Here is a 17,185-nt window from a genome sequence, read left to right on the forward strand (position 1 = left end):
ATGGCATGACGCTTACACTGTCGATCCTCGACCAATCCACCATCGCATCCGGCCGCGGCGCCGATGAGGCGATCCGGGAGACGCTGGCGCTGGCGCGGCTGGCGGACCAATGGGGCTACCACCGCTACTGGATGGCGGAGCATCACAACAGCCAGTCCCATGCGGGCACGGCGCCGGAGATCCTCTGCGCCGCCATCGCCGCCACCACCAGCCGCATCCGCATCGGCACCGCGGGGATCATGCTGCCGCACTATTCCGCCCTGAAGGTGGCGGAGCAGTTCCGGGTGCTGGAGGCGATCGCACCCGGGCGCATCGACCTTGGCGTCGGTCGCGCGCCGGGCAGCGACGGGCGCACGGCCTATGCGCTGAACCCGGATGCGGCGCAGGCGGCGGATAGGTTTCCGCAGCAGGTGCAGGATTTGATGGGCTGGCTCGGCGACGGGCTGCCGGAGAGCCATCCCTTCCGCATGGTCGCCGCCAACCCCGTGGTGCCGACGCGGCCGGCGGTATGGATCCTCGGCTCCTCCGATTTCGGGGCGCAGCTCGCGGCCTATTTCGGGCTGCCCTACTGCTTCGCGCATTTCATCACCGATGGCCGCGGCAGCGAGGAAGCGATGGCGCTGTACCGGGAGGGCTTCCGGCCGCATCCCGGCCATGCCGGGCGCCTCGCCGCGCCGCAGGGAGCCGTCGCGGTCTTCGCCCTGGCCGCGGCGACGGAGGCCGAGGCGCATCGCCTGTTCCAGTCCCGCGCGCTGTGGCGGCTGTTCCGGGACAAGGGCGTGTTCCCGCCCTTGCCCACGGTGGAGGAGGCGGAGGCCTATCCCTACACGCCGGACGATCTGGCGCGGATCGAGCGGATGCGCGCGCGGGCGATCATCGGCGCGCCGGAGCAGGTGGTGGCGCGGCTGCGGGCGCTGGCCTCCGCCCATGGGGTGGAGGAGGTGGCGGTGCTGACCCCCTGCCACGATGCGGCGGCGCGGCGGGATTCCTACCGGCTGCTGGCGGAGGCGAATGCGGCGGCGATGGCGAAGGCGGCGTGATGTGGCTTTTTAGTCACTAAATGCTTTTAGCCCTTTTAGTGCATTTAGCACCGTTTTCGGGGGGTGCCGGCGGCGGCTGAGCCCCCCGGAGCGCGCCCGGGAGACCATGGATCGCCCCTTGACGACCGCCGATGGTGCGGCATTTTTTCCTAGTTGTCAAGGCCCGCCGGGCGCCTCCATTGCGCGGTGTTTCACCTCGGACCTGGCGGCATTGACCGCGCCACCGGCGCAACCGCAGCGTGTGTGACCGCGGAGCGCAGGCGCCATGTCCTATCGGACCATCCCCAGCATCGGGCAGATGCATGAGAATTCCTGCTGGGCCGCCTGCCTCGCCTGGTGGCTGAAGGCGGTGGGGGGTGGGCGGCCTTCCTGGACGCAGGCGAAGATCATGGAGATCTATCGCCGCAGCCTGGACGGGGATGGCGCGATGATCCCGGAATACATGGTCCAGGCCTGGCGGAACGACCAGCGGCTCAAGATGGGCACGATGGTGTTCAAGACGCCCCATGCCACGCTGGACCGGCTGCCGATCGGGCCGACGCCGGTCTGCATTGCCTTCAAGCACGTCACGGGCTTCGCCCATATGAACGTCATCTGGCCGAGCGAGCCCGGGAAGGTCTGGTGCATGGAGCCTTACTGGCCCTTCCCCGGCGTGAACGGCAAGCGGACCGGGCGCTTCGTGGAGCGGGAGCTGGACCACTACAATTACGGGGACAACGTGATCCTGGCCTGGGCCAATCCCTTCGAGGGGGAGAGTTCGACGCCACCGGGGTAGGCTCCGGCCGCCAGCGTGCGCGCCACCAGGGCGTTGGCGTGGCTTGGTGCCCGCACGGGCGGGAAGCGGACATCGGGATATTGTCAGGTCTCCCTGCCCGCTTGTAGCTGCGCTAAGGAATGCGCATGCGCCGCCGCTTCGTCACTGCCGACGTCTTCACCGACCGCCTGTTCGGCGGCAACCCCGTGGCCGTCGTTCTGGATGCGGAGGGCCTGACGGACAGCGCGATGCAGGCTGTCGCTTCCGAGTTCAACCTGTCCGAAACAACCTTCGTTCTGCCCCCGCGCGACCCCGCCCACACCGCGCGCATCCGCATCTTCACCCCACGCGTCGAGGTTCCCTTCGCGGGGCACCCCAACGTCGGTACCGCTTTAGTGCTGGCCCGCCTGATGGCGGCGCGCGGCGAAGCTCTACCGGACGCTTTCACGTTCGAGGAGGCAGCCGGCCTCGTGCCGGTTCGGCTCCTGTTCGAGGAAGGCGGGGTAGTCGGTGCCGAACTGACCGCACCGCAGCCGCTGTCGCGCCGGGGGCGGGTCTCGCCCGACGTGGCTGCGGCGCTCCTCTCTGTCCGAACCCAGGATGTGCGGACCGACACCCATGGGCCGGAGGTTGCCTCTGTCGGCCTGCCCTTCCTTGTCGTCGAGTTGGCCTCGCGGGAGGCGCTCCGGCGGGCGAAGCCCGACCTTGCTGCCTATGGGGCTCACCTGCCGCTGGGCGGCGCGGACGCCGTCTACGCCTACACGCGCGACGCGGCCGGCGAGCCGGGCACGGACATCCAGGCCCGCATGTTCTCGCCCCTCGATGGCATCGTAGAGGATCCCGCGACGGGCAGCGCCACCGCGGCCGCCACGGGTCTGCTGGCCGAGCTACGGGGTGTGCCGGAACTGGCGCTGCGCGTCGGACAGGGCGTGGATATGGGCCGGCCGAGCCGGCTTCTGGCGCGTGCCGCGCGTGGCGCGGACGGGCGGCTCACCGCCACCGTGGGCGGACGTTGCGTTCCGGCGATGGAGGGGACGTTAGCCCTGCCCTGACCGCCGCCCCTGCGGAAGGCGTCCGCTCAGGGTCGCATGCCGCGGTCGCGTCACCGGCAGACCGATGGGATGCCTACCCAGCCTCCAGCGCCTTGCGCACGCCTTCCAGCACCGCCTCATGCGTCGCCAGGATCCGGCGCAGCGTGGGTTTTCCCTTGTCGCTCGCCTCGGCGATGCCTTCGTGCATTTCCTCGATGCCGGTCGTCAGCTGCTCGGCCAGGCCGGAGAGGCGGTCCTGCAGTTGTTCGCCGTCGTCCTTGAGTTCGGCGGTCCAGATGGCCAGGACGCGCGCCAACTCGTTGGCGGCGCGGGCGGGCGGGACGCCTGCTTGCAGGAGCTTGATGAGGGGCGCCAGGTCGGCGGCAGGGGAACGGGCCATGCGTCGGACCCTAGAGCAATATGCGTTCAGATGGCATCATCTGAACGCATTTCTTGCTCTAGATTCAATAACTTCTAGAGCACGAGCTGCGTTCAAGCGAACGCAGGGTGCCCTAGGCAGGCGGGCAGCCGATGGATAGGCGAAAGCCGAAATCCCGCGGTACAGGGTCCCCCTGCTGGGCCCTCAGCCGCCCCCGAACCCTTCCGGCCGCACGCGGTGGCGCTTGCGGGCACGGTGCCGGGCCAGCGCCTCGACGATCGCGGGCAGCGCCAGAAGCGGCACCGTCGCCAGCGCCAGCAGCCCGAAGGCGGCGCCCCACAGGCGGCCGCCCAGCACGAAGGCCAGGCCGGCCAGCGTCCAGGTCATCGCATTGGCGCCGAGGCCGATGGCGAAGAGCCAGCGCAGCCGGGCCAGGCGGGCGGCGGCTTCCGCGGGGTCGCCCTCGGTCCAGGCGGTGCCGCGGGCGGAGACGTCGTAGAGGCGGTCCTGATCGACCTGAAAGGGTGGTCCGCTCAGCGGCGGACCACCACGAAGCGCACGGGGACGCCCTGGCGGCGCAGGCGGCGGATGCGCCACCACAGGGACGCGGCGCCAATGGCGCCGGCCACGATCAGCACGGGCAGGACCAGGCCCACGAAGAGAATCGCCAGCGACGCCAGCAGCAGGCCGCCGGCGGCGAGGGCCACCAGCAGCGCCACGCCGCCCACCTTGCCGAGGATGCGGTCAAGCGCGGTCGCCGGGCGGATGCCGGGCGGGGGCGCGCCAGGGGACGCGCCAGGGGACGCGCCATGGTACGCGCCTGGGTTGGCGCCCGGATTCATGCCGGGATTGCCGGTGGGCGTGTCCCGGAACTGGCCGTCCGGCGTCATGTCGAGGACAGGCGGTGTGCGATGCGGGTCCATGGCCGGGATGTTGCCTGTCTGCGCCCGGGGTTCAAGGGCGGGGTTGTTACGGATGGTCTCGGGGGTCCGCGCCATCGGGTCCGAAGAGCACCGGCAGCACATGGTCCGCGGTGGTGCCGATGTGGTGGCGCAGCGCGGCGATGGCGGCGGCTTCGTCCCGCGCCAGGGCGAGGCTGGCCAGTTCCTCATGCACGGGAATGGCGCGGTTCCAGTCCACCAGCACGGTCTTCATCACGCGGCGATAGCGCGTCATCTGCACATAGAGTTCATCGCAGAATCCGGCCAGGGAGCGCAGCGGGCAGGCGGCGATCAGGGCGCGGTGGAAGCGGTGGTGCTTGGCCTCATAGCTGTCCTGCCAGGCGGGGTTGGCGGGGTCGCGGCGCTCGATCTCCCGCTTCAGCAGGGACAGGCTGGCGACGATCCCATCCTCCCACGCCGCGTCGCCGTGCTGCATCGCCAGGCGCAGCGCCTCCGGCTCCAGCATCTGCCGGGTGCGGGTGATGTCGAGGAGATGGGCCCGGGTGACGGGGGGGACGGAGAAGCCCTTCTGGCCCTCCCCATTCACGAAACCCTCCGCCACCAGGCGGGAGAGCGCTTCGCGGAGCGGCGTGGTGCCGATGCCGTAGCGCTCCACCAGATCCCGCAGGCGGAGCTTCGCGGCCGGAGCCAGGTCGCCCGCCACGATGTCCTGGCGCAGGCGGTGGGCGACGGCCTCGGCGGCGGTGGCGGTGTGGTCGCCGTCAGCCATCGATTTTGGCCGGAAAATATATTTTGACTTGCATGATCGATGATTCCTCGCATGATCGGGATAACACGGAGGAAGCGATCATTTCCATGCCTCATGGCCTGCTCGACGAAACGCATGACCCGGCCCGGCGAAGCTGGGTAGCCGCGGCGAACCTGCCGGGCACCGATTTCCCCATCCAGAACCTGCCGCTCGGCGTGTTCAGCCGGGGGGCGGGGGATCGGCGGGGCTGCGTCGCGATCGGCGACCAGGTGCTGGATCTGGCGGCGGGGCTGGCCGCGGGGCTGTTCGAGGGCGAGGCCGGGGAGGCCGCGCATGCGGGCTCCGGCCCCGTGCTGAACCCGCTGCTGGCGCTGGGGCGGGGCGCGTCGCGGGCGCTGCGGCGGCGGGTTTCCGCCATCCTCGCGGAAGGCAGCGCGGACCGGGCGGTGGCTTCGCGCTGCCTGGTGCCGATGGCGGAGTTGCGGCTGCACCGGCCGGTCGAGGTCGGCAATTTCACGGATTTCATGGCGTCCCGCTTCCACACCGCGCGGATGGGGGCGAAGCGGGACCCCGCGAACCCGCTGCCGCCATCCTTCCTGCATCTGCCCATCGCCTATCATTCCCGCGCGACGACGGTGCGCGTCAGCGGGGAAGCGGTGGCGCGGCCGCATGGGCAGAGCCTGGGGCCGGACGGCAAGCCGCGCTTCGGGCCGGTGCTGGCGCTGGATTTCGAACTGGAATTCGGCGCGGTGATCGGACCGGCGAACCGGATGGGGGATCCCATCCCGGTGGCCCGGGCGGGCGATGCGCTGTTCGGCTTCTGCCTGGTGAATGACTGGTCCGCGCGGGATGTGCAGCGGTTCGAGATGATGCCGCTCGGCCCCTTCCTGTCGAAGAGCCTGTCCACCAGCATCTCCCCCTGGATCGTGACGGCGGAGGCGCTGGCGCCCTTTGCCGCGCCCGCCTTCGCGCGGCTGGAGGGCGACCCGGAGCCCCTGCCCTATCTGATGGCGGCGGCGGACCAGGCGGCGGGCGGGCTGGATGTCAGCCTGGATTGCTGGATGACGACGCCGCGGATGCGAACGGAAGGTGCGGCGCCGGCGCGGATCGTGGCGACCAGCGCGCGGCACCTGCACTGGACCTTCGCGCAGATGGTGGCGCACCACACCAGCAATGGCTGCGATCTGCGGACCGGCGATCTGCTGGCCAGCGGCACCGTCTCCGGCCCCGAGGCCGAGGGCCGCGCCTGCCTGGCGGAGGTGGTGCTGGAGGATGGCGGCCTGACCCTGCCGAACGGCGAGCGCCGGACCTTCCTGGAGGATGGCGACGAGGTCTGGTTCACGGGCCGGGCGGAACGAGCGGGATATGTGCCGATCGGGTTCGGCGAATGCCGGGCGAGGATCGATCCGGCGAAATCCTGGCCGATGGGTTGACGCGGGGCGACCCCCACCCCGACCCTCCCCCGCAAGCGCGGGGGAGGGAGAGCAGCCGCCCCCAGTTCCAGCGGAGGAAACACACAAGACAATGGCACGACGAATCCTGGACATCTCGTCCGCGCTGAAGGCCGGCATCGCGAGCGACCCGCCGCACATGCTGCCGAAGATCGACTATGTCGATCACAAGATGAGCGGCCCCGCCATGGCGGATTACATGGGCGTGCCGCTCGATGCCCTGCCGGAAGGCGAATACGCGGCGGTGGAGCGGGTGCAGATCAGCACCCATAACGGCACGCACCTCGACGCGCCCTACCACTTCTTCTCCCGCATGAATGAACGTACGGTGCCGGGGGGAGAGCCTTCCATGCGCATCGACGAGGTGCCGCTGGACTGGTGCTTCCAGCCCGGCGTGAAGCTGGATTTTCGCGGGTTCGAGGATGGCTACATCGTGCAGCCCGCCGATGTGGAGGCGGAGCTGAAGCGCATTGGCCATGAGCTGAAGCCGCTTGAGATCGTCGTGGTGAACACGCGGGCGGGCGAACGCTATGGCGAGGACGACTACATCGACAGCGGCTGCGGCATGGGCAAGGCGGCGACGCTGTGGCTGCTGGAACGCGGCGTGCGGGTGACGGGGACCGATGGCTGGTCCTGGGACGCGCCCTTCAGCCACACGAAGCGCCGCGTGCAGGAAACCGGCGATGCATCGCTGATCTGGGAAGGCCACCGCGCGGGGCGGGAGATCGGCTACTGCCACATGGAGAAGCTGAACGGGCTGGAGAAGCTGCCCGCCACCGGCTTCATGATCGCCTGCTTCCCCGTGAAGGTGCATCGGGGTTCCGCGGGCTGGACCCGCGCTGTCGCGATCTTCGAGGAGTGAGAGCCATGCGCAGGATTCTTCTGGCGGCAGCGGCCGCGCTGATCGGCTTCGTCCCCGCCGTGCGGGCGGAATTCCCGGAACGGCCGGTGACGATGATCATGCCCTATGCGCCCGGCGCGGCGGATGCGCTGATGCGCGCGGTGGGCGAGCATTTCCAGCGCGCCACGGGCCAGCCCCTGGTGCTGCAGACGCGCGATGGGGCATCGGGCGTGGTGGGCATGCGCGTCGTCGCGGGGGCGGCGGCGGATGGCTACACGCTTGGCCACACGCCCGTCACCGCCATCGCCGTGCAGCCGCATCTGCTGCGCAATGCCGGCATCGGGCCCGCGAGCTTCGAGGGCGTCTGCGGGACGAATGAGAATGTCATCACCGTCGCCGTGCGGGCGGACAGCCCGATGCGGGACCTGCCCGGCCTGGTGGCGGAAGCGCGGCGCCGGCCGCTGTCCTTCGGCAGCCCGGGGCCGAATTCGCTGCCGCAACTCGCGATCTGGAAGGTGCAGCAGGCCACGGGGATCGAGCTGAACCACATCCCCTATCGCGGCGAGCCGCCGCATATCAACGACACGCTGGCCGGGCGGCTCGACTTTTCCGCCGCCATCGTGAGTTCGGCGGCGGAGTTGGTGATGGCGGGGCGGATGCGGCTGCTGGCGGTGTTCTCCGCCAACCGGCACCCGGATTTCCCGGATGTGCCGACGGCGCGGGAACAGGGGATCGACGCGCAGTTGTTCTCCCAGGTCGGCATCTATGCGCCGCGAGGCACGCCGGCGCCGGTGCTGGACCGGCTGGAGAGTGCGTGCCAGGCCGCGTTGCAGGATGCGACCGTGCTGCGGGTGCTGGCCAACAGCCGCTCACCCGTTCGCTTCGTGCCGCGGGCGGCGCTGCAGGAATGGGTGCGCGGCGAATACGAGAGTTACGGCCGCATCCTGCGCGAACTCGGCGTGCAGCCGGAGTAGCGGGCCTCACACCAACGGCCGCTTGCAGCAACCCGTTGGTATTCTTTTGCCGCCCTCAAGCGCCGGGCGGCCGCTCCGCGGCCTTGGCTCGCCGTGCCGAAGGCACGCCTGCGGCGTGACGGACCATTGGCGGGCCGCATTCGCGGCCTCGGCCGGCTTCGCCGGCCGCAGGTCACTCCGTCCGGCCGTTGGTATCAGACCGGCGCGGCATCCACGACGTGGAAGCCGAGGGTGACGTTGTCGTTCCAGGATTCCGCGCGGAGATGCCCCGCCAGGTGCATGGTGCCGCCTCCGAGCAGGGCGGCGGCGAGCGGGCCATCCTTCGCGCGGAAGCACACGGCCTTGAGGCGCGGGCCCCCGCCCTCCCCTTCCAGGAAGGCACGGATGGTGGCGCCTTCCTTGCCGACGCGGTCGGCGCGCACCACGCGGGCGCGGTTGAGGACGAAGACCGGTTCGTCATTGCCCGCGCCGAAGGGGGCCAGGCGCGCGACCTGGGTCGCGACCTCCATCGTGGCGCCCTGGACGGTGAGCGAGCCCTCGACGGCGAGGTCGGCGGCGCCCGGAAGGTCCGCCGCATGGGCCAGGCGTTCGTCGAGAAACGCATGAAATTCGCCCTCCTTCGCCGCATGGAAGGAGAAGCCCGCCGCCATGGCGTGGCCGCCGCCGGTGTGCAGCAGTCCCATCTGGCGCGCGGCGATGATGGCGGCGCCGAGATCGACGCCGGGGAGTGACCGGCCCGAACCCTTCGCCAGGCCGTCCGACAGGCCGGCGACGCAGGCGGGGCGGTTGAACTTCTCCTTCATCCGGCCGGCGACGATGCCGACGACGCCGGGGTGCCAGCCTTCGCCGACGACCAGCAGCACGGGGTGGCCGTGCTCCACCTGGCGGGCGGCTTCCGTCATGGCGGCGGTCAGCACATCGGCCTCCACCTCCTGCCGCCGCTTGTTCACGGAATCCAGCTTCTCGGCCATGGCGCGGGCCTCGATCGGGTCGTCCTCCAGCAGCAGGCGGAGGCCCATATCGGCTTCGTCGATGCGGCCGGAGGCGTTGATGCGCGGGCCCAGCAGGTAGCCGAGGGTGTGGGCGCTGGGGCTGTCCTTCGCCAGCGCGACGTCGAGCAGGGCGGCGATGCCGGCGCGGCCCCGGCGGGCCATGATCTTGAGGCCCTGCGTCACCAGCGCGCGGTTCAGCCCGGTCAGCGGCATCACGTCGCAGACGGTGGCGAGGGCCACCAGGTCCAGCAGGTCGAGCATCTTCGGCTCGGGCCGGTTGGCGAAATGGCCGCGGCGGCGGAGCTCGCGCAAGGTCGCGACGCCGGCCAGGAAGGCGACGCCGGCGGCGCAGAGATGGCCGAGGCCGCTGGTGCAGTCCGGGCGGTTGGGGTTCACCGCGGCGCGAACGCGGGGGATCGGGCCCTCGGCCTTGTGGTGGTCGAGGATGACGATGTCGGCGCGGTTGTGGGCGACGGCCAGCGCGGCCTCCGCCGCGATGCCGCAATCCACGGTGACGATCAGCGTGGCGCCACGGTCGCAGAGGGAGGAGATGGCGCCGGCATTGGGGCCGTAGCCTTCGCGGATGCGATCGGGGACGTAGTGGGTGACGGCGCAGCCGAGTTCGCGCAGCAGGCGGGTGGTGAGCGCGCCGGAACACGCGCCGTCCACGTCATAATCGCCGAAGACCGCGACATGTTCGCCACGCTGCGCGGCATCCGCCAGGCGCGCGGCGGCCACATCCATGTCCCGCAGGCAGGAGGGATCGGGCAGCAGGGCGCGCAAGGTGGGTTCGAGGAAATCCGCGGCGCCGTCGATGCCGACGCCGCGGGCCGCCAGCAACCGCCCGACCAGTTCGGGCAGCGCCAGGCGCTGGGCGATGGCGGCGCCGGTCCGCGCATCCCCCTGCCGCCAGATCCAGCGGCGGCCGGTGGCGGAATGCGCGACGCCCAGTGCGATCGCGGCTGCCGCCGCGGGCGCCACCCCGTCCATGATCCCCCCTTGGATCACCCCTGGAACGCGGCGGGCTTCAGCGCGAAATTATGGTGCCCTTCCACGTAGCGGACGGTGCCGGACTTGCTGCGCATCACGATGGAATGGGTGATCGCGCCGCCGGGGACGGTGCGGACGCCGCGCAGCATCGGGCCGGTGGTGACGCCGGTGGCGGCGAACATCACATCGCCCTTGGCCATGTCTTCCAGCCCGTAGACGCGGTTGGGGTCGATGATGCCCATCTCCCGCGCGCGGGCCACCTGTTCGTCATTCTCGAACAGCAGCTTGCCCTGCATCTGGCCACCGATGCAGCGCAGCGCGGCCGCCGCCAGCACGCCTTCCGGCGCGCCGCCGCTGCCCATGTAGATGTCGACACCCGTATCGGCCTGGGACACGGCGACGACGCCGGAGACATCGCCATCCGGGATCATCATGATGCGGGCGCCGGCAGCGCGGGCGCGCTTGACGATGTCCTTGTGCCGGTCGCGGTCCAGCAGGCACACGACGAGGTCCGTGATCTCGCACTTCTTGGCGAGGGCGAGGTTCTTCAGGTTCTCCTCCACCGAGGCGTCGATGTGCACGACGCCATCGGGCAGGCCCGGGCCGACCGCGATCTTTTCCATGTAGACGTCGGGCGCGTGCAGGAAGCCGCCGCGCTGCGCCAGCGCCACGCAGGCCATGGCGTTGGGGCCGCCCTTGGCGGTGATCGTCGTGCCTTCCAGCGGATCGACGGCGATGTCCACTTCGGGCCCACCGCCAGCCTTGGCGTAGAGGCCGACCTTCTCGCCGATGTAGAGCATCGGCGCCTCATCCATCTCCCCTTCCCCGATCACGACGGTGCCGGAGATGGCAACGGTGTCGAAGGCCTTGCGCATGGCTTCCACGGCCGCGCCATCGGCCGCGTTCTTGTCGCCGCGCCCCATCCAGCGGGAGGCGGCGAGGCCCGCGGCCTCCGTCACCCGGACGAGTTCCAGGGCGAGGTTGCGGTCCACATGAACCTGGCGGTCGTGTTCAGCCACGGGCAGTTCCTCCGGATCGGTGCGGCAGGGTAACGCGGCCGGGGGCGGCGCGGCACCCGTCACTTCGGTGTTGGCTTGTTGCCCCGAACCGGGGCGGACGTGAAGAGGACGTTTGCGTCAGCGAGTAGAGACAACCGCCCCGCAGGCAGCGGGCAGGTTGCGCGGGGCCGCGCGGCGGGCGGCGAAGAGGGTGCAGCCCGGGCCGATAACCTGGCCGAACAGCGTCCCGTCCTCATCCAGTTCCGCGTCCAAATCCACCGTGACGTAGTTGGGGGGATGCATCAGCCAGCGCCCGGCGGTGATGGTGGCGGTGTCGCCATCCGGCGTTGTCGCGATCTCGTAGCAGCCCTCCGCCGCCTGCGGGTTGCTGGCGAGGGGGAAGAAATGGAACACGCCGGACAGGCGGCCATCACCCTGGGGCCGAAGCCGGAGATTCATGCCGGTGGAGCCCTGGGTGCAGACATAGGTGCCGGACCAGTCGCCGGCGAAGCGACTGTCTTCCGCCCGCGCCGGCACGGCCAGCGCGAGCAGCAGGAGAAGGGCGGCCGAGGCCCTCACAGCGCCTCGATTCGGATCATGGCGGGCTTCTCCACCACGGCTTCCAGCGCCTCGATCCGCGCGATGGCGGCGCGCATCTGGCTTTCCTCGCAATCATGGGTCGTGACGACGACCGGCACGGCCTCACCAGGCGCGCGGCCGCGCTGGAGCATGGATTCGAGGCTGATGGCATTGTCGCGCAGCGCCGCGGTGACATCGGCGATGACGCCCGGACGGTCCACCACCATCAGCCGCAGGTAATAGGCGCCGACGCGCTGCGACATGGGCAGGGAGGGCGCGTGGGACAGGGCGGCGGAGGCGACGCCCCAGACCGGCGTCGTGCGGCCGCGGGCGATGTCGATCAGATCCGCCACCACGGCGGAGGCGGTGGGGCCCGCACCGGCGCCGCGGCCTTCCAGCACCACGCGGCCGACGAAATCGCCTTCCGCCACCACCGCGTTGAAGACGCCATCGACCCGGGCGATGGGGTGGCTGACCGGGATCATGCAGGGGTGCATCCGCGTCTCGATTCCCGCATCGGTGCGGCGCGCGATGCCCAGCAGCTTGATGCGGTAGCCCAGTTCCTCCGCCAGCTTGATGTCGAGCGCGCTGACGCTGCGGATGCCTTCCACATGCACGCCGGCGAAATCGACCGGACGGCCGAAGGCCAGCGCCGCCAGGATCGCCAGCTTGTGGGCGGCGTCGATGCCATCCACGTCGAAGCTGGGATCGGCCTCGGCATAGCCGAGCTTCTGGGCCTCGGTGAGCGCCTGGGCGAATTCGATCCCCCGCTCCCGCATCTGCGTCAGGATGTAGTTGCAGGTGCCGTTCAGGATGCCCATCACGCGGGTCAGGTCGTTCGCGGCCAGGCCTTCGCGCAGTGCCTTGATGGCGGGGATGCCGCCGGCGACGGCCGCTTCGAAGCAGAGCGCGACACCCTTGGCTTCCGCGGTGGCGGCGAGTTCGGCGCCGTGGATCGCCAGCAGCGCCTTGTTGGCGGTGACGACGGGCTTGCCGGCGGCGAGTGCCGCGCGGACCAGATCGGCGGCCGGGCCTTCGGTGCCGCCGATGGTTTCCACCACCACATCGACACCAGGGTCGTTGGCCAGCGCCGCGGCATCATCGTACCAGCGGAGCCCCGCGATGGAGACGCCCCGGTCCCGCGTGCGGTCGCGGGCGGAGACGGCGGTGACGGCGATGGGGCGGCCGGCGCGCGCGGCGACCGTCGCGGCATTGTCCCGCAGCAAGGTGAGGACGCCGGCACCGACGGTGCCGAGGCCGGCGACGCCGACGGAAAGGGGCTTGGTCATTGAGGTGATCCCAGGAAGGCGGGGCGGGTGTGGTGTTGATCCCGCGAAGCCCCCCCTCACCCTGCCCTCTCCCCCCGTTGGGGGGGAGAGGGTTCTCAAGTGAGAGGGGTTGGATGAGTCAGGCGGCGTCGACGTCGATACCGTCCACGGGGCCGGCATTGTCGGCGGCGAGGAAGGTCTTGATGCCGCGCAGCGCCTGGCGGATGCGGTGGTTGTTTTCCACCAGCGCGATGCGGACATGGTCATCGCCATGTTCGCCGAAGCCGAGGCCCGGGGCGACGGCGACCTTCGCCTTCTCCAGCAGCAGCTTGGAGAAGCCGACGGAGCCGAGATGCTTGAAGCGGTCGGGGATCGGCGCCCAGAGGAACATGGAGCCATCGGGGCTCGGCACGTTCCAGCCGGCGGCATGCAGGCCCTTGACCAGCACGTCGCGGCGTTCGCGATAGAGCTCCCGCATATCCGCCACGCAATCCTGCGGGCCGTTCAGCGCGGCGACGGCGGCGACCTGGATGGGCGTGAAGGCGCCGTAGTCGAGGTAGGACTTCACCCGCGTCAGCGCCGAGATCAGGCGCTGGTTGCCGGCGGCGAAGCCCATGCGCCAGCCCGGCATGTTGTAGGTCTTGGACATGGAGGTGAATTCCACCGTCACATCCTTCGCGCCGGGGATTTCCAGCACGGAGGGGGGCGGGTTCGCCTCGTCGAAATAGAGCTCGGCATAGGCGAGGTCGGAGAGGATGAAGAGTTCATGCTTCCGCGCCAGCGCCACCAGATCCTTGTAGAATTCGCGGCTGGCGAGGAGGGCGGTGGGGTTGGAGGGGAAGTTGACGATGACGGCCGTCGGCTTCGGCACGGAATGCCGCACCGCGCGGTCGATCGCCTCCAGCATCGTGTCATCGGGGGTGTAGGGGATGGATCGCGCGGAGGCGCCGGCGATGATGAAGCCGAACTGGTGGATGGGGTAGGACGGGTTCGGCACCAGGATGGTGTCGCCCGGGCTGCTGATGGCCTGGGCGAGGTTGGCGAGGCCTTCCTTGGAACCGAGGGTGGCGACCACCTCCGTCTCCGGGTCCAGCTTCACGCCGAAGCGGCGGGCGTAGTAACCGGCCAGCGCCTTGCGCAGGCCCGGGATGCCCTTCGACATGGAATAGCGATGGGTGCGGGGGTCCTGCACCGCCTCGATCAGCTTGGCGACGATATGGGGCGGCGTGGGCGTATCCGGGTTACCCATGCCGAGGTCGACGATGTCCTCCGCATGGGCACGGGCCTTGGCCTTGGCCGAGTTCACCTCGGCGAAGACGTAGGGCGGCAGGCGCCGGATGCGGTGGAACTCCTCGGTCATTCTCGTCGTCCGCCCAGATGAAGGTGATGGGATGAGGGAGGGGGCGATATACAGCAGGCCGTCCCGCCATGCGAGGTTAGGGCGTGCGAGGCGCCAGCAGGTCCCGGGTGGGTGCGGGCGGCAGGCCGAGCATTTCGGGCAGGGCCGGGGCGGGCGGGGCGCCGCGCGGCTGGATGGTTTCCGCGGGCGCGCCGGCGCCTGGGACCGTGGCGCGCGGGGCGGCGGCGCCTGGGAATGCCGCTGGCGCGGCGGGGCGGGGCGCTTCGAACCGGATGGCGGGTGCCGCGGCCAGGCGCGGCGGCGGCGGGGGCGCGGCGCCTTCGGGCAGGGGCGCCGGCACGCCGGGCGGGCTGGCCGGGCGCGATGCGGGATCGGTGCGGGCGAATTCGCGGTCCCCGGCCAGGGCGGCCGTCAACGCCGCGCGCGTGGCGGCATCGGGCGGCACCGGCCGCGCCGGCACGGTGGCCAGGTTCGGGTAGGGCGCCGTCATGCCCGGCGGCGGCAGGCGTTCATCGAGGTAGGCGCCGCTGACGTTGCGCCACCAATAGCTCGGCTGCAGGTCGCGCGGCACATCGCCGCAGGCCGCCAGCAGCGGCAGAAGCAGCAGGCCACCCAGCCGGGGCCGGGCGGGCAGGGAGATGGCGGGGCGATCGACGCGCGGGTGCATGGCTTCCCATCCTTCGCGACCCGAGGGTGCGGCCAGAGGGTTACCGCGAACCACCCGCCCGCGAAAGCGTCAGTGTGCAGACGCTCATGCCGGCCCGGATGGCGGGACGCCCGGCGGCGGCGCATAATCAGGCCAACACGGTTCGCCGGGACCATCCCGGCAAAGAGGGGGCGCATGGCTCAGGGCGGGGCGCAGAATGGCGGCGCGGATCGGGGTGTCGACAAGGGCGCCTTCAGGCTGCCGGACCCGGCCCTGGTGTCGCGCACCATGGCCGATGTGGCGGAACGCGGGCAGCGGATCGTCACGGATTTCCTGAAGCGCCAGGCGGAAGGCAGTGCAGCGGGACCGGACCCCGCGCATATCGGCTCCGCCTTCCTCGACATGACGACGCGGCTGATGACCAACCCCGCGCGGCTGATGCAGGCGCAGATCGGCTTCTGGCAGGACTACCTGACCCTGTGGCAGAACACCGCGCGCCGCATGATGGGCGACCCGGTGGCGCCGGTGATCGAGGAGCCGAAGGGCGACCGCCGCTTCAAGGACGACGCCTGGCGGGAGAACGAGGTCTTCGACTTCATCCGCCAATCCTACCTGCTGTCCGCCCGCTACTTCACCAATGTGGTGCAGGGGGCGGAGGGGCTGGACCAGAAGACCGCGCAGAAGGTCGATTTCTACACGCGGCAATTCGTCGATGCGATGAGCCCTTCCAACTTCCTGATGACCAACCCGGAAGTGCTGCGCCGGACGGCGGAGACGGGCGGCGAGAACCTGCTGAAGGGCCTGTCCAACCTGCTGTCCGACCTGGAACGCGGCAAGGGCCAGCTTCGCATCCGCATGACAGACGACACCAAGTTCAAGGTGGGCGAGAACATCGCCGTCACGCCCGGCAAGGTCATCTACCGCAACGACCTGATGGAGCTGATCCAGTACGCGCCCACGACGGAGACGGTGCTGAAGCGGCCGCTGCTGATCCTGCCGCCCTGGATCAACAAGTTCTACATCCTCGACCTCCGCCCCAAGAACAGTTTCATCCGCTGGGCCACCGAGCAGGGGCACACGGTGTTCGTGGCGTCCTGGGTCAATCCGGATGAGCATCTGAGCGAGAAGGGCTTCGAGGACTACATGCGGGAGGGGCCCTACGCCGCGCTCGATGCGATCGAGCAGGCGACGGGGGAGAAGGCGATCAACGCCATCGGCTACTGCCTGGGCGGCACGCTGCTGGCCTGCACGCTGGCGCATATGGCCGCGCGCAAGGACACGCGCATCAAGACCGCGACCTACTTCGTCACCATGACGGATTTCGAGGAAGCCGGCGAACTCGGCGTCTTCATCGACGAGGAACAGCTCCAGGGCCTCGAGGAGAAGATGCAGAAGAAGGGGTTCCTGGAGGGGCGGGAGATGGCGACCACCTTCAACATGCTCCGCGCCAATGACCTGATCTGGTCCTTCGTCGTGAACAACTACCTGATGGGGCAGGAGCCCTTCCCCTTCGACCTGCTCTACTGGAACGACGACAGCACCCGCATGCCGGCGAAGATGCACAGCTTCTACCTGCGGCGGATGTACCAGCAGAACGATCTGGTGAAGCCGGGGGGAATCGAGCTGGATGGCGTCGCGCTGGATCTGCGGAAGATCAAGGTGCCGACCTACATGATCTCGACTCGGGAGGACCACATCGCGCCGTGGAAATCCACCTATCGCGGCACGCAGATCTATGGCGGCAAGACGCGCTTCGTGCTCGCGGCCTCCGGCCACATCGCCGGCGTGGTGAACCCGCCGGATTCGGGAAAATACAGCCACTGGGTGAATGAGAGCCTGCCCGCGGACCCGGATGATTGGTTCAAGGGCGCGACGGAGCTTTCGGGTTCCTGGTGGCCGGACTGGCAGCGCTGGGTGATGGCGCAGGACCGGACCATGGTGCCGGCGCGGATGCCAGGCGATGGCGCGCTGAAGCCGCTGGCGGAGGCGCCCGGCACCTATGTGACGGTGATGGCCAAGGATTGAGCACCCGCCCGCGGCCGCCGTCATCGGAGCGGCGGCCGCGCGCGAGCGGCATCGAAATCCCGCTCCGGTTGAGTTGATCGATTTCGGCCTTGATGTTTTGCTACCCAGGCGCGATTGAAGCGTTCCGAGACTACCATGGCGCGATCATGTTTTCATCGATTGCGCCATTACTCGGTTTTTACTTTACGCTATTGTGACGGGTGAGCG

The 17,185-nt window shown here is 70.0% G+C and carries 17 protein-coding genes; 7 read left to right on the forward strand and 10 right to left on the reverse strand.

Going from position 1 to position 17,185, the window contains the following annotated elements; all coding sequences use genetic code 11:
• The first annotated feature begins 5 nt into the window (after nucleotides 1-5).
• From ACTIE5_RS15255 to ACTIE5_RS15265, 3 genes are all read left to right on the forward strand, one after another.
• On the forward strand, nucleotides 6-1,040 hold the full coding sequence (locus tag ACTIE5_RS15255) for an LLM class flavin-dependent oxidoreductase (RefSeq protein WP_439550553.1): 1,035 nt from the start codon (nucleotides 6-8) through the stop codon (nucleotides 1,038-1,040).
• Between the two features lie 265 nt (nucleotides 1,041-1,305).
• A complete protein-coding gene (locus ACTIE5_RS15260) occupies nucleotides 1,306-1,815 on the forward strand; it encodes a hypothetical protein (RefSeq protein ID WP_439550554.1) in 510 nt (169 codons plus the stop codon).
• Nucleotides 1,816-1,940: 125 nt separating this feature from the next.
• The gene (locus ACTIE5_RS15265) at nucleotides 1,941-2,846 is read left to right on the forward strand and encodes a PhzF family phenazine biosynthesis protein (protein ID WP_439550555.1); all 906 of its coding nucleotides are present in this window, start codon (nucleotides 1,941-1,943) and stop codon (nucleotides 2,844-2,846) included.
• A gap of 73 nt (nucleotides 2,847-2,919) precedes the next feature.
• On the opposite strand, the gene ACTIE5_RS15270 is transcribed toward ACTIE5_RS15265, so the two are convergent.
• The 4 genes from ACTIE5_RS15270 to ACTIE5_RS15285 all read right to left on the reverse strand — a co-directional run bounded on the left by ACTIE5_RS15270 (nucleotide 2,920) and on the right by ACTIE5_RS15285 (nucleotide 4,875).
• On the reverse strand, nucleotides 2,920-3,225 hold the full coding sequence (locus ACTIE5_RS15270; protein ID WP_439550556.1) for a hypothetical protein: 306 nt from the start codon (nucleotides 3,223-3,225) through the stop codon (nucleotides 2,920-2,922).
• 183 nt (nucleotides 3,226-3,408) lie between these two features.
• Nucleotides 3,409-3,801 carry a hypothetical protein gene (locus ACTIE5_RS15275; protein ID WP_439550557.1) on the reverse strand — a complete coding sequence of 131 codons (393 nt, stop codon included), beginning with the start codon at nucleotides 3,799-3,801 and terminating at the stop codon, nucleotides 3,409-3,411.
• Nucleotides 3,738-4,127, reverse strand: a complete 390-nt coding sequence (locus ACTIE5_RS15280; protein ID WP_439550558.1) for a hypothetical protein — start codon at nucleotides 4,125-4,127, stop codon at nucleotides 3,738-3,740. Before ACTIE5_RS15280 ends, ACTIE5_RS15275 begins: the two co-directional genes overlap by 64 nt.
• 46 nt (nucleotides 4,128-4,173) lie before the next feature.
• Entirely contained in the window at nucleotides 4,174-4,875 is a 702-nt protein-coding gene (locus ACTIE5_RS15285; RefSeq protein ID WP_439550559.1) for a GntR family transcriptional regulator, read from the reverse strand.
• 86 nt (nucleotides 4,876-4,961) lie between these two features.
• Here ACTIE5_RS15285 and fahA point away from each other — a divergent pair, with 86 nt between their 5' ends.
• The 3 genes from fahA (at nucleotide 4,962) to ACTIE5_RS15300 (ending at nucleotide 8,120) form a co-directional block, all read left to right on the forward strand.
• A complete protein-coding gene (gene fahA / locus ACTIE5_RS15290) occupies nucleotides 4,962-6,287 on the forward strand; it encodes a fumarylacetoacetase (RefSeq protein ID WP_439550560.1) in 1,326 nt (441 codons plus the stop codon).
• A 91-nt stretch (nucleotides 6,288-6,378) separates the two neighbouring features.
• On the forward strand, nucleotides 6,379-7,167 hold the full coding sequence (locus ACTIE5_RS15295) for a cyclase family protein (RefSeq protein WP_439550561.1): 789 nt from the start codon (nucleotides 6,379-6,381) through the stop codon (nucleotides 7,165-7,167).
• A gap of 5 nt (nucleotides 7,168-7,172) precedes the next feature.
• Nucleotides 7,173-8,120, forward strand: coding sequence for a Bug family tripartite tricarboxylate transporter substrate binding protein (locus ACTIE5_RS15300; protein WP_439550562.1), 948 nt, complete (start codon nucleotides 7,173-7,175; stop codon nucleotides 8,118-8,120).
• A gap of 194 nt (nucleotides 8,121-8,314) precedes the next feature.
• Here ACTIE5_RS15300 and recJ read toward each other — a convergent pair whose 3' ends face one another.
• The 6 genes from recJ to ACTIE5_RS15330 form a co-directional block, all read right to left on the reverse strand.
• Nucleotides 8,315-10,102: a single-stranded-DNA-specific exonuclease RecJ gene (gene recJ, locus ACTIE5_RS15305; protein WP_439550563.1), complete on the reverse strand. Its 1,788-nt coding sequence runs from the start codon at nucleotides 10,100-10,102 to the stop codon at nucleotides 8,315-8,317.
• Nucleotides 10,103-10,116: 14 nt separating this feature from the next.
• Complete coding sequence (gene glpX / locus ACTIE5_RS15310; protein WP_439550564.1) at nucleotides 10,117-11,121, reverse strand: class II fructose-bisphosphatase; 1,005 nt, start codon at nucleotides 11,119-11,121, stop codon at nucleotides 10,117-10,119.
• Between the two features lie 117 nt (nucleotides 11,122-11,238).
• Nucleotides 11,239-11,679, reverse strand: a complete 441-nt coding sequence (locus tag ACTIE5_RS15315) for a hypothetical protein (protein WP_439550565.1) — start codon at nucleotides 11,677-11,679, stop codon at nucleotides 11,239-11,241.
• Nucleotides 11,676-12,968, reverse strand: a complete 1,293-nt coding sequence (locus tag ACTIE5_RS15320; RefSeq protein ID WP_439550566.1) for a homoserine dehydrogenase — start codon at nucleotides 12,966-12,968, stop codon at nucleotides 11,676-11,678. The genes ACTIE5_RS15315 and ACTIE5_RS15320 overlap by 4 nt, the downstream gene beginning before the upstream one ends.
• Before the next feature lie 118 nt (nucleotides 12,969-13,086).
• Nucleotides 13,087-14,307 carry an LL-diaminopimelate aminotransferase gene (locus tag ACTIE5_RS15325; protein ID WP_439550567.1) on the reverse strand — a complete coding sequence of 407 codons (1,221 nt, stop codon included), beginning with the start codon at nucleotides 14,305-14,307 and terminating at the stop codon, nucleotides 13,087-13,089.
• 76 nt (nucleotides 14,308-14,383) lie between these two features.
• The gene (locus tag ACTIE5_RS15330; RefSeq protein WP_439550568.1) at nucleotides 14,384-14,974 is read right to left on the reverse strand and encodes a hypothetical protein; all 591 of its coding nucleotides are present in this window, start codon (nucleotides 14,972-14,974) and stop codon (nucleotides 14,384-14,386) included.
• 174 nt (nucleotides 14,975-15,148) lie between these two features.
• On the opposite strand from ACTIE5_RS15330, the gene ACTIE5_RS15335 reads away from it, so the two are divergent.
• Entirely contained in the window at nucleotides 15,149-16,978 is a 1,830-nt protein-coding gene (locus ACTIE5_RS15335) for a PHA/PHB synthase family protein (RefSeq protein ID WP_439550569.1), read from the forward strand.
• The last annotated feature ends 207 nt before the right edge of the window (nucleotides 16,979-17,185 follow it).

The sequence above is a fragment of the Falsiroseomonas sp. genome (genome assembly GCF_051859025.1).
Taxonomy (GTDB): Bacteria; Pseudomonadota; Alphaproteobacteria; order Acetobacterales; family Acetobacteraceae; genus Falsiroseomonas.

Excerpts from the sequence above, each read along its gene's own strand:
- recJ (WP_439550563.1), bottom strand. The coding sequence starts at position 10,102 with ATGGACGGGGTGGCGCCCGCGGCGGCAGCCGCGATCGCACTGGGCGTC.
- ACTIE5_RS15320 (WP_439550566.1), bottom strand. The coding sequence starts at position 12,968 with ATGACCAAGCCCCTTTCCGTCGGCGTCGCCGGCCTCGGCACCGTCGGT.
- fahA (WP_439550560.1), top strand. The coding sequence starts at position 4,962 with ATGCCTCATGGCCTGCTCGACGAAACGCATGACCCGGCCCGGCGAAGC.
- ACTIE5_RS15255 (WP_439550553.1), top strand. The coding sequence starts at position 6 with ATGACGCTTACACTGTCGATCCTCGACCAATCCACCATCGCATCCGGC.
- ACTIE5_RS15295 (WP_439550561.1), top strand. The coding sequence starts at position 6,379 with ATGGCACGACGAATCCTGGACATCTCGTCCGCGCTGAAGGCCGGCATC.
- ACTIE5_RS15300 (WP_439550562.1), top strand. The coding sequence starts at position 7,173 with ATGCGCAGGATTCTTCTGGCGGCAGCGGCCGCGCTGATCGGCTTCGTC.
- ACTIE5_RS15330 (WP_439550568.1), bottom strand. The coding sequence starts at position 14,974 with ATGCACCCGCGCGTCGATCGCCCCGCCATCTCCCTGCCCGCCCGGCCC.
- ACTIE5_RS15260 (WP_439550554.1), top strand. The coding sequence starts at position 1,306 with ATGTCCTATCGGACCATCCCCAGCATCGGGCAGATGCATGAGAATTCC.
- ACTIE5_RS15325 (WP_439550567.1), bottom strand. The coding sequence starts at position 14,307 with ATGACCGAGGAGTTCCACCGCATCCGGCGCCTGCCGCCCTACGTCTTC.
- ACTIE5_RS15270 (WP_439550556.1), bottom strand. The coding sequence starts at position 3,225 with ATGGCCCGTTCCCCTGCCGCCGACCTGGCGCCCCTCATCAAGCTCCTG.
- ACTIE5_RS15285 (WP_439550559.1), bottom strand. The coding sequence starts at position 4,875 with ATGGCTGACGGCGACCACACCGCCACCGCCGCCGAGGCCGTCGCCCAC.
- ACTIE5_RS15335 (WP_439550569.1), top strand. The coding sequence starts at position 15,149 with ATGGCTCAGGGCGGGGCGCAGAATGGCGGCGCGGATCGGGGTGTCGAC.
- ACTIE5_RS15280 (WP_439550558.1), bottom strand. The coding sequence starts at position 4,127 with ATGGACCCGCATCGCACACCGCCTGTCCTCGACATGACGCCGGACGGC.
- ACTIE5_RS15265 (WP_439550555.1), top strand. The coding sequence starts at position 1,941 with ATGCGCCGCCGCTTCGTCACTGCCGACGTCTTCACCGACCGCCTGTTC.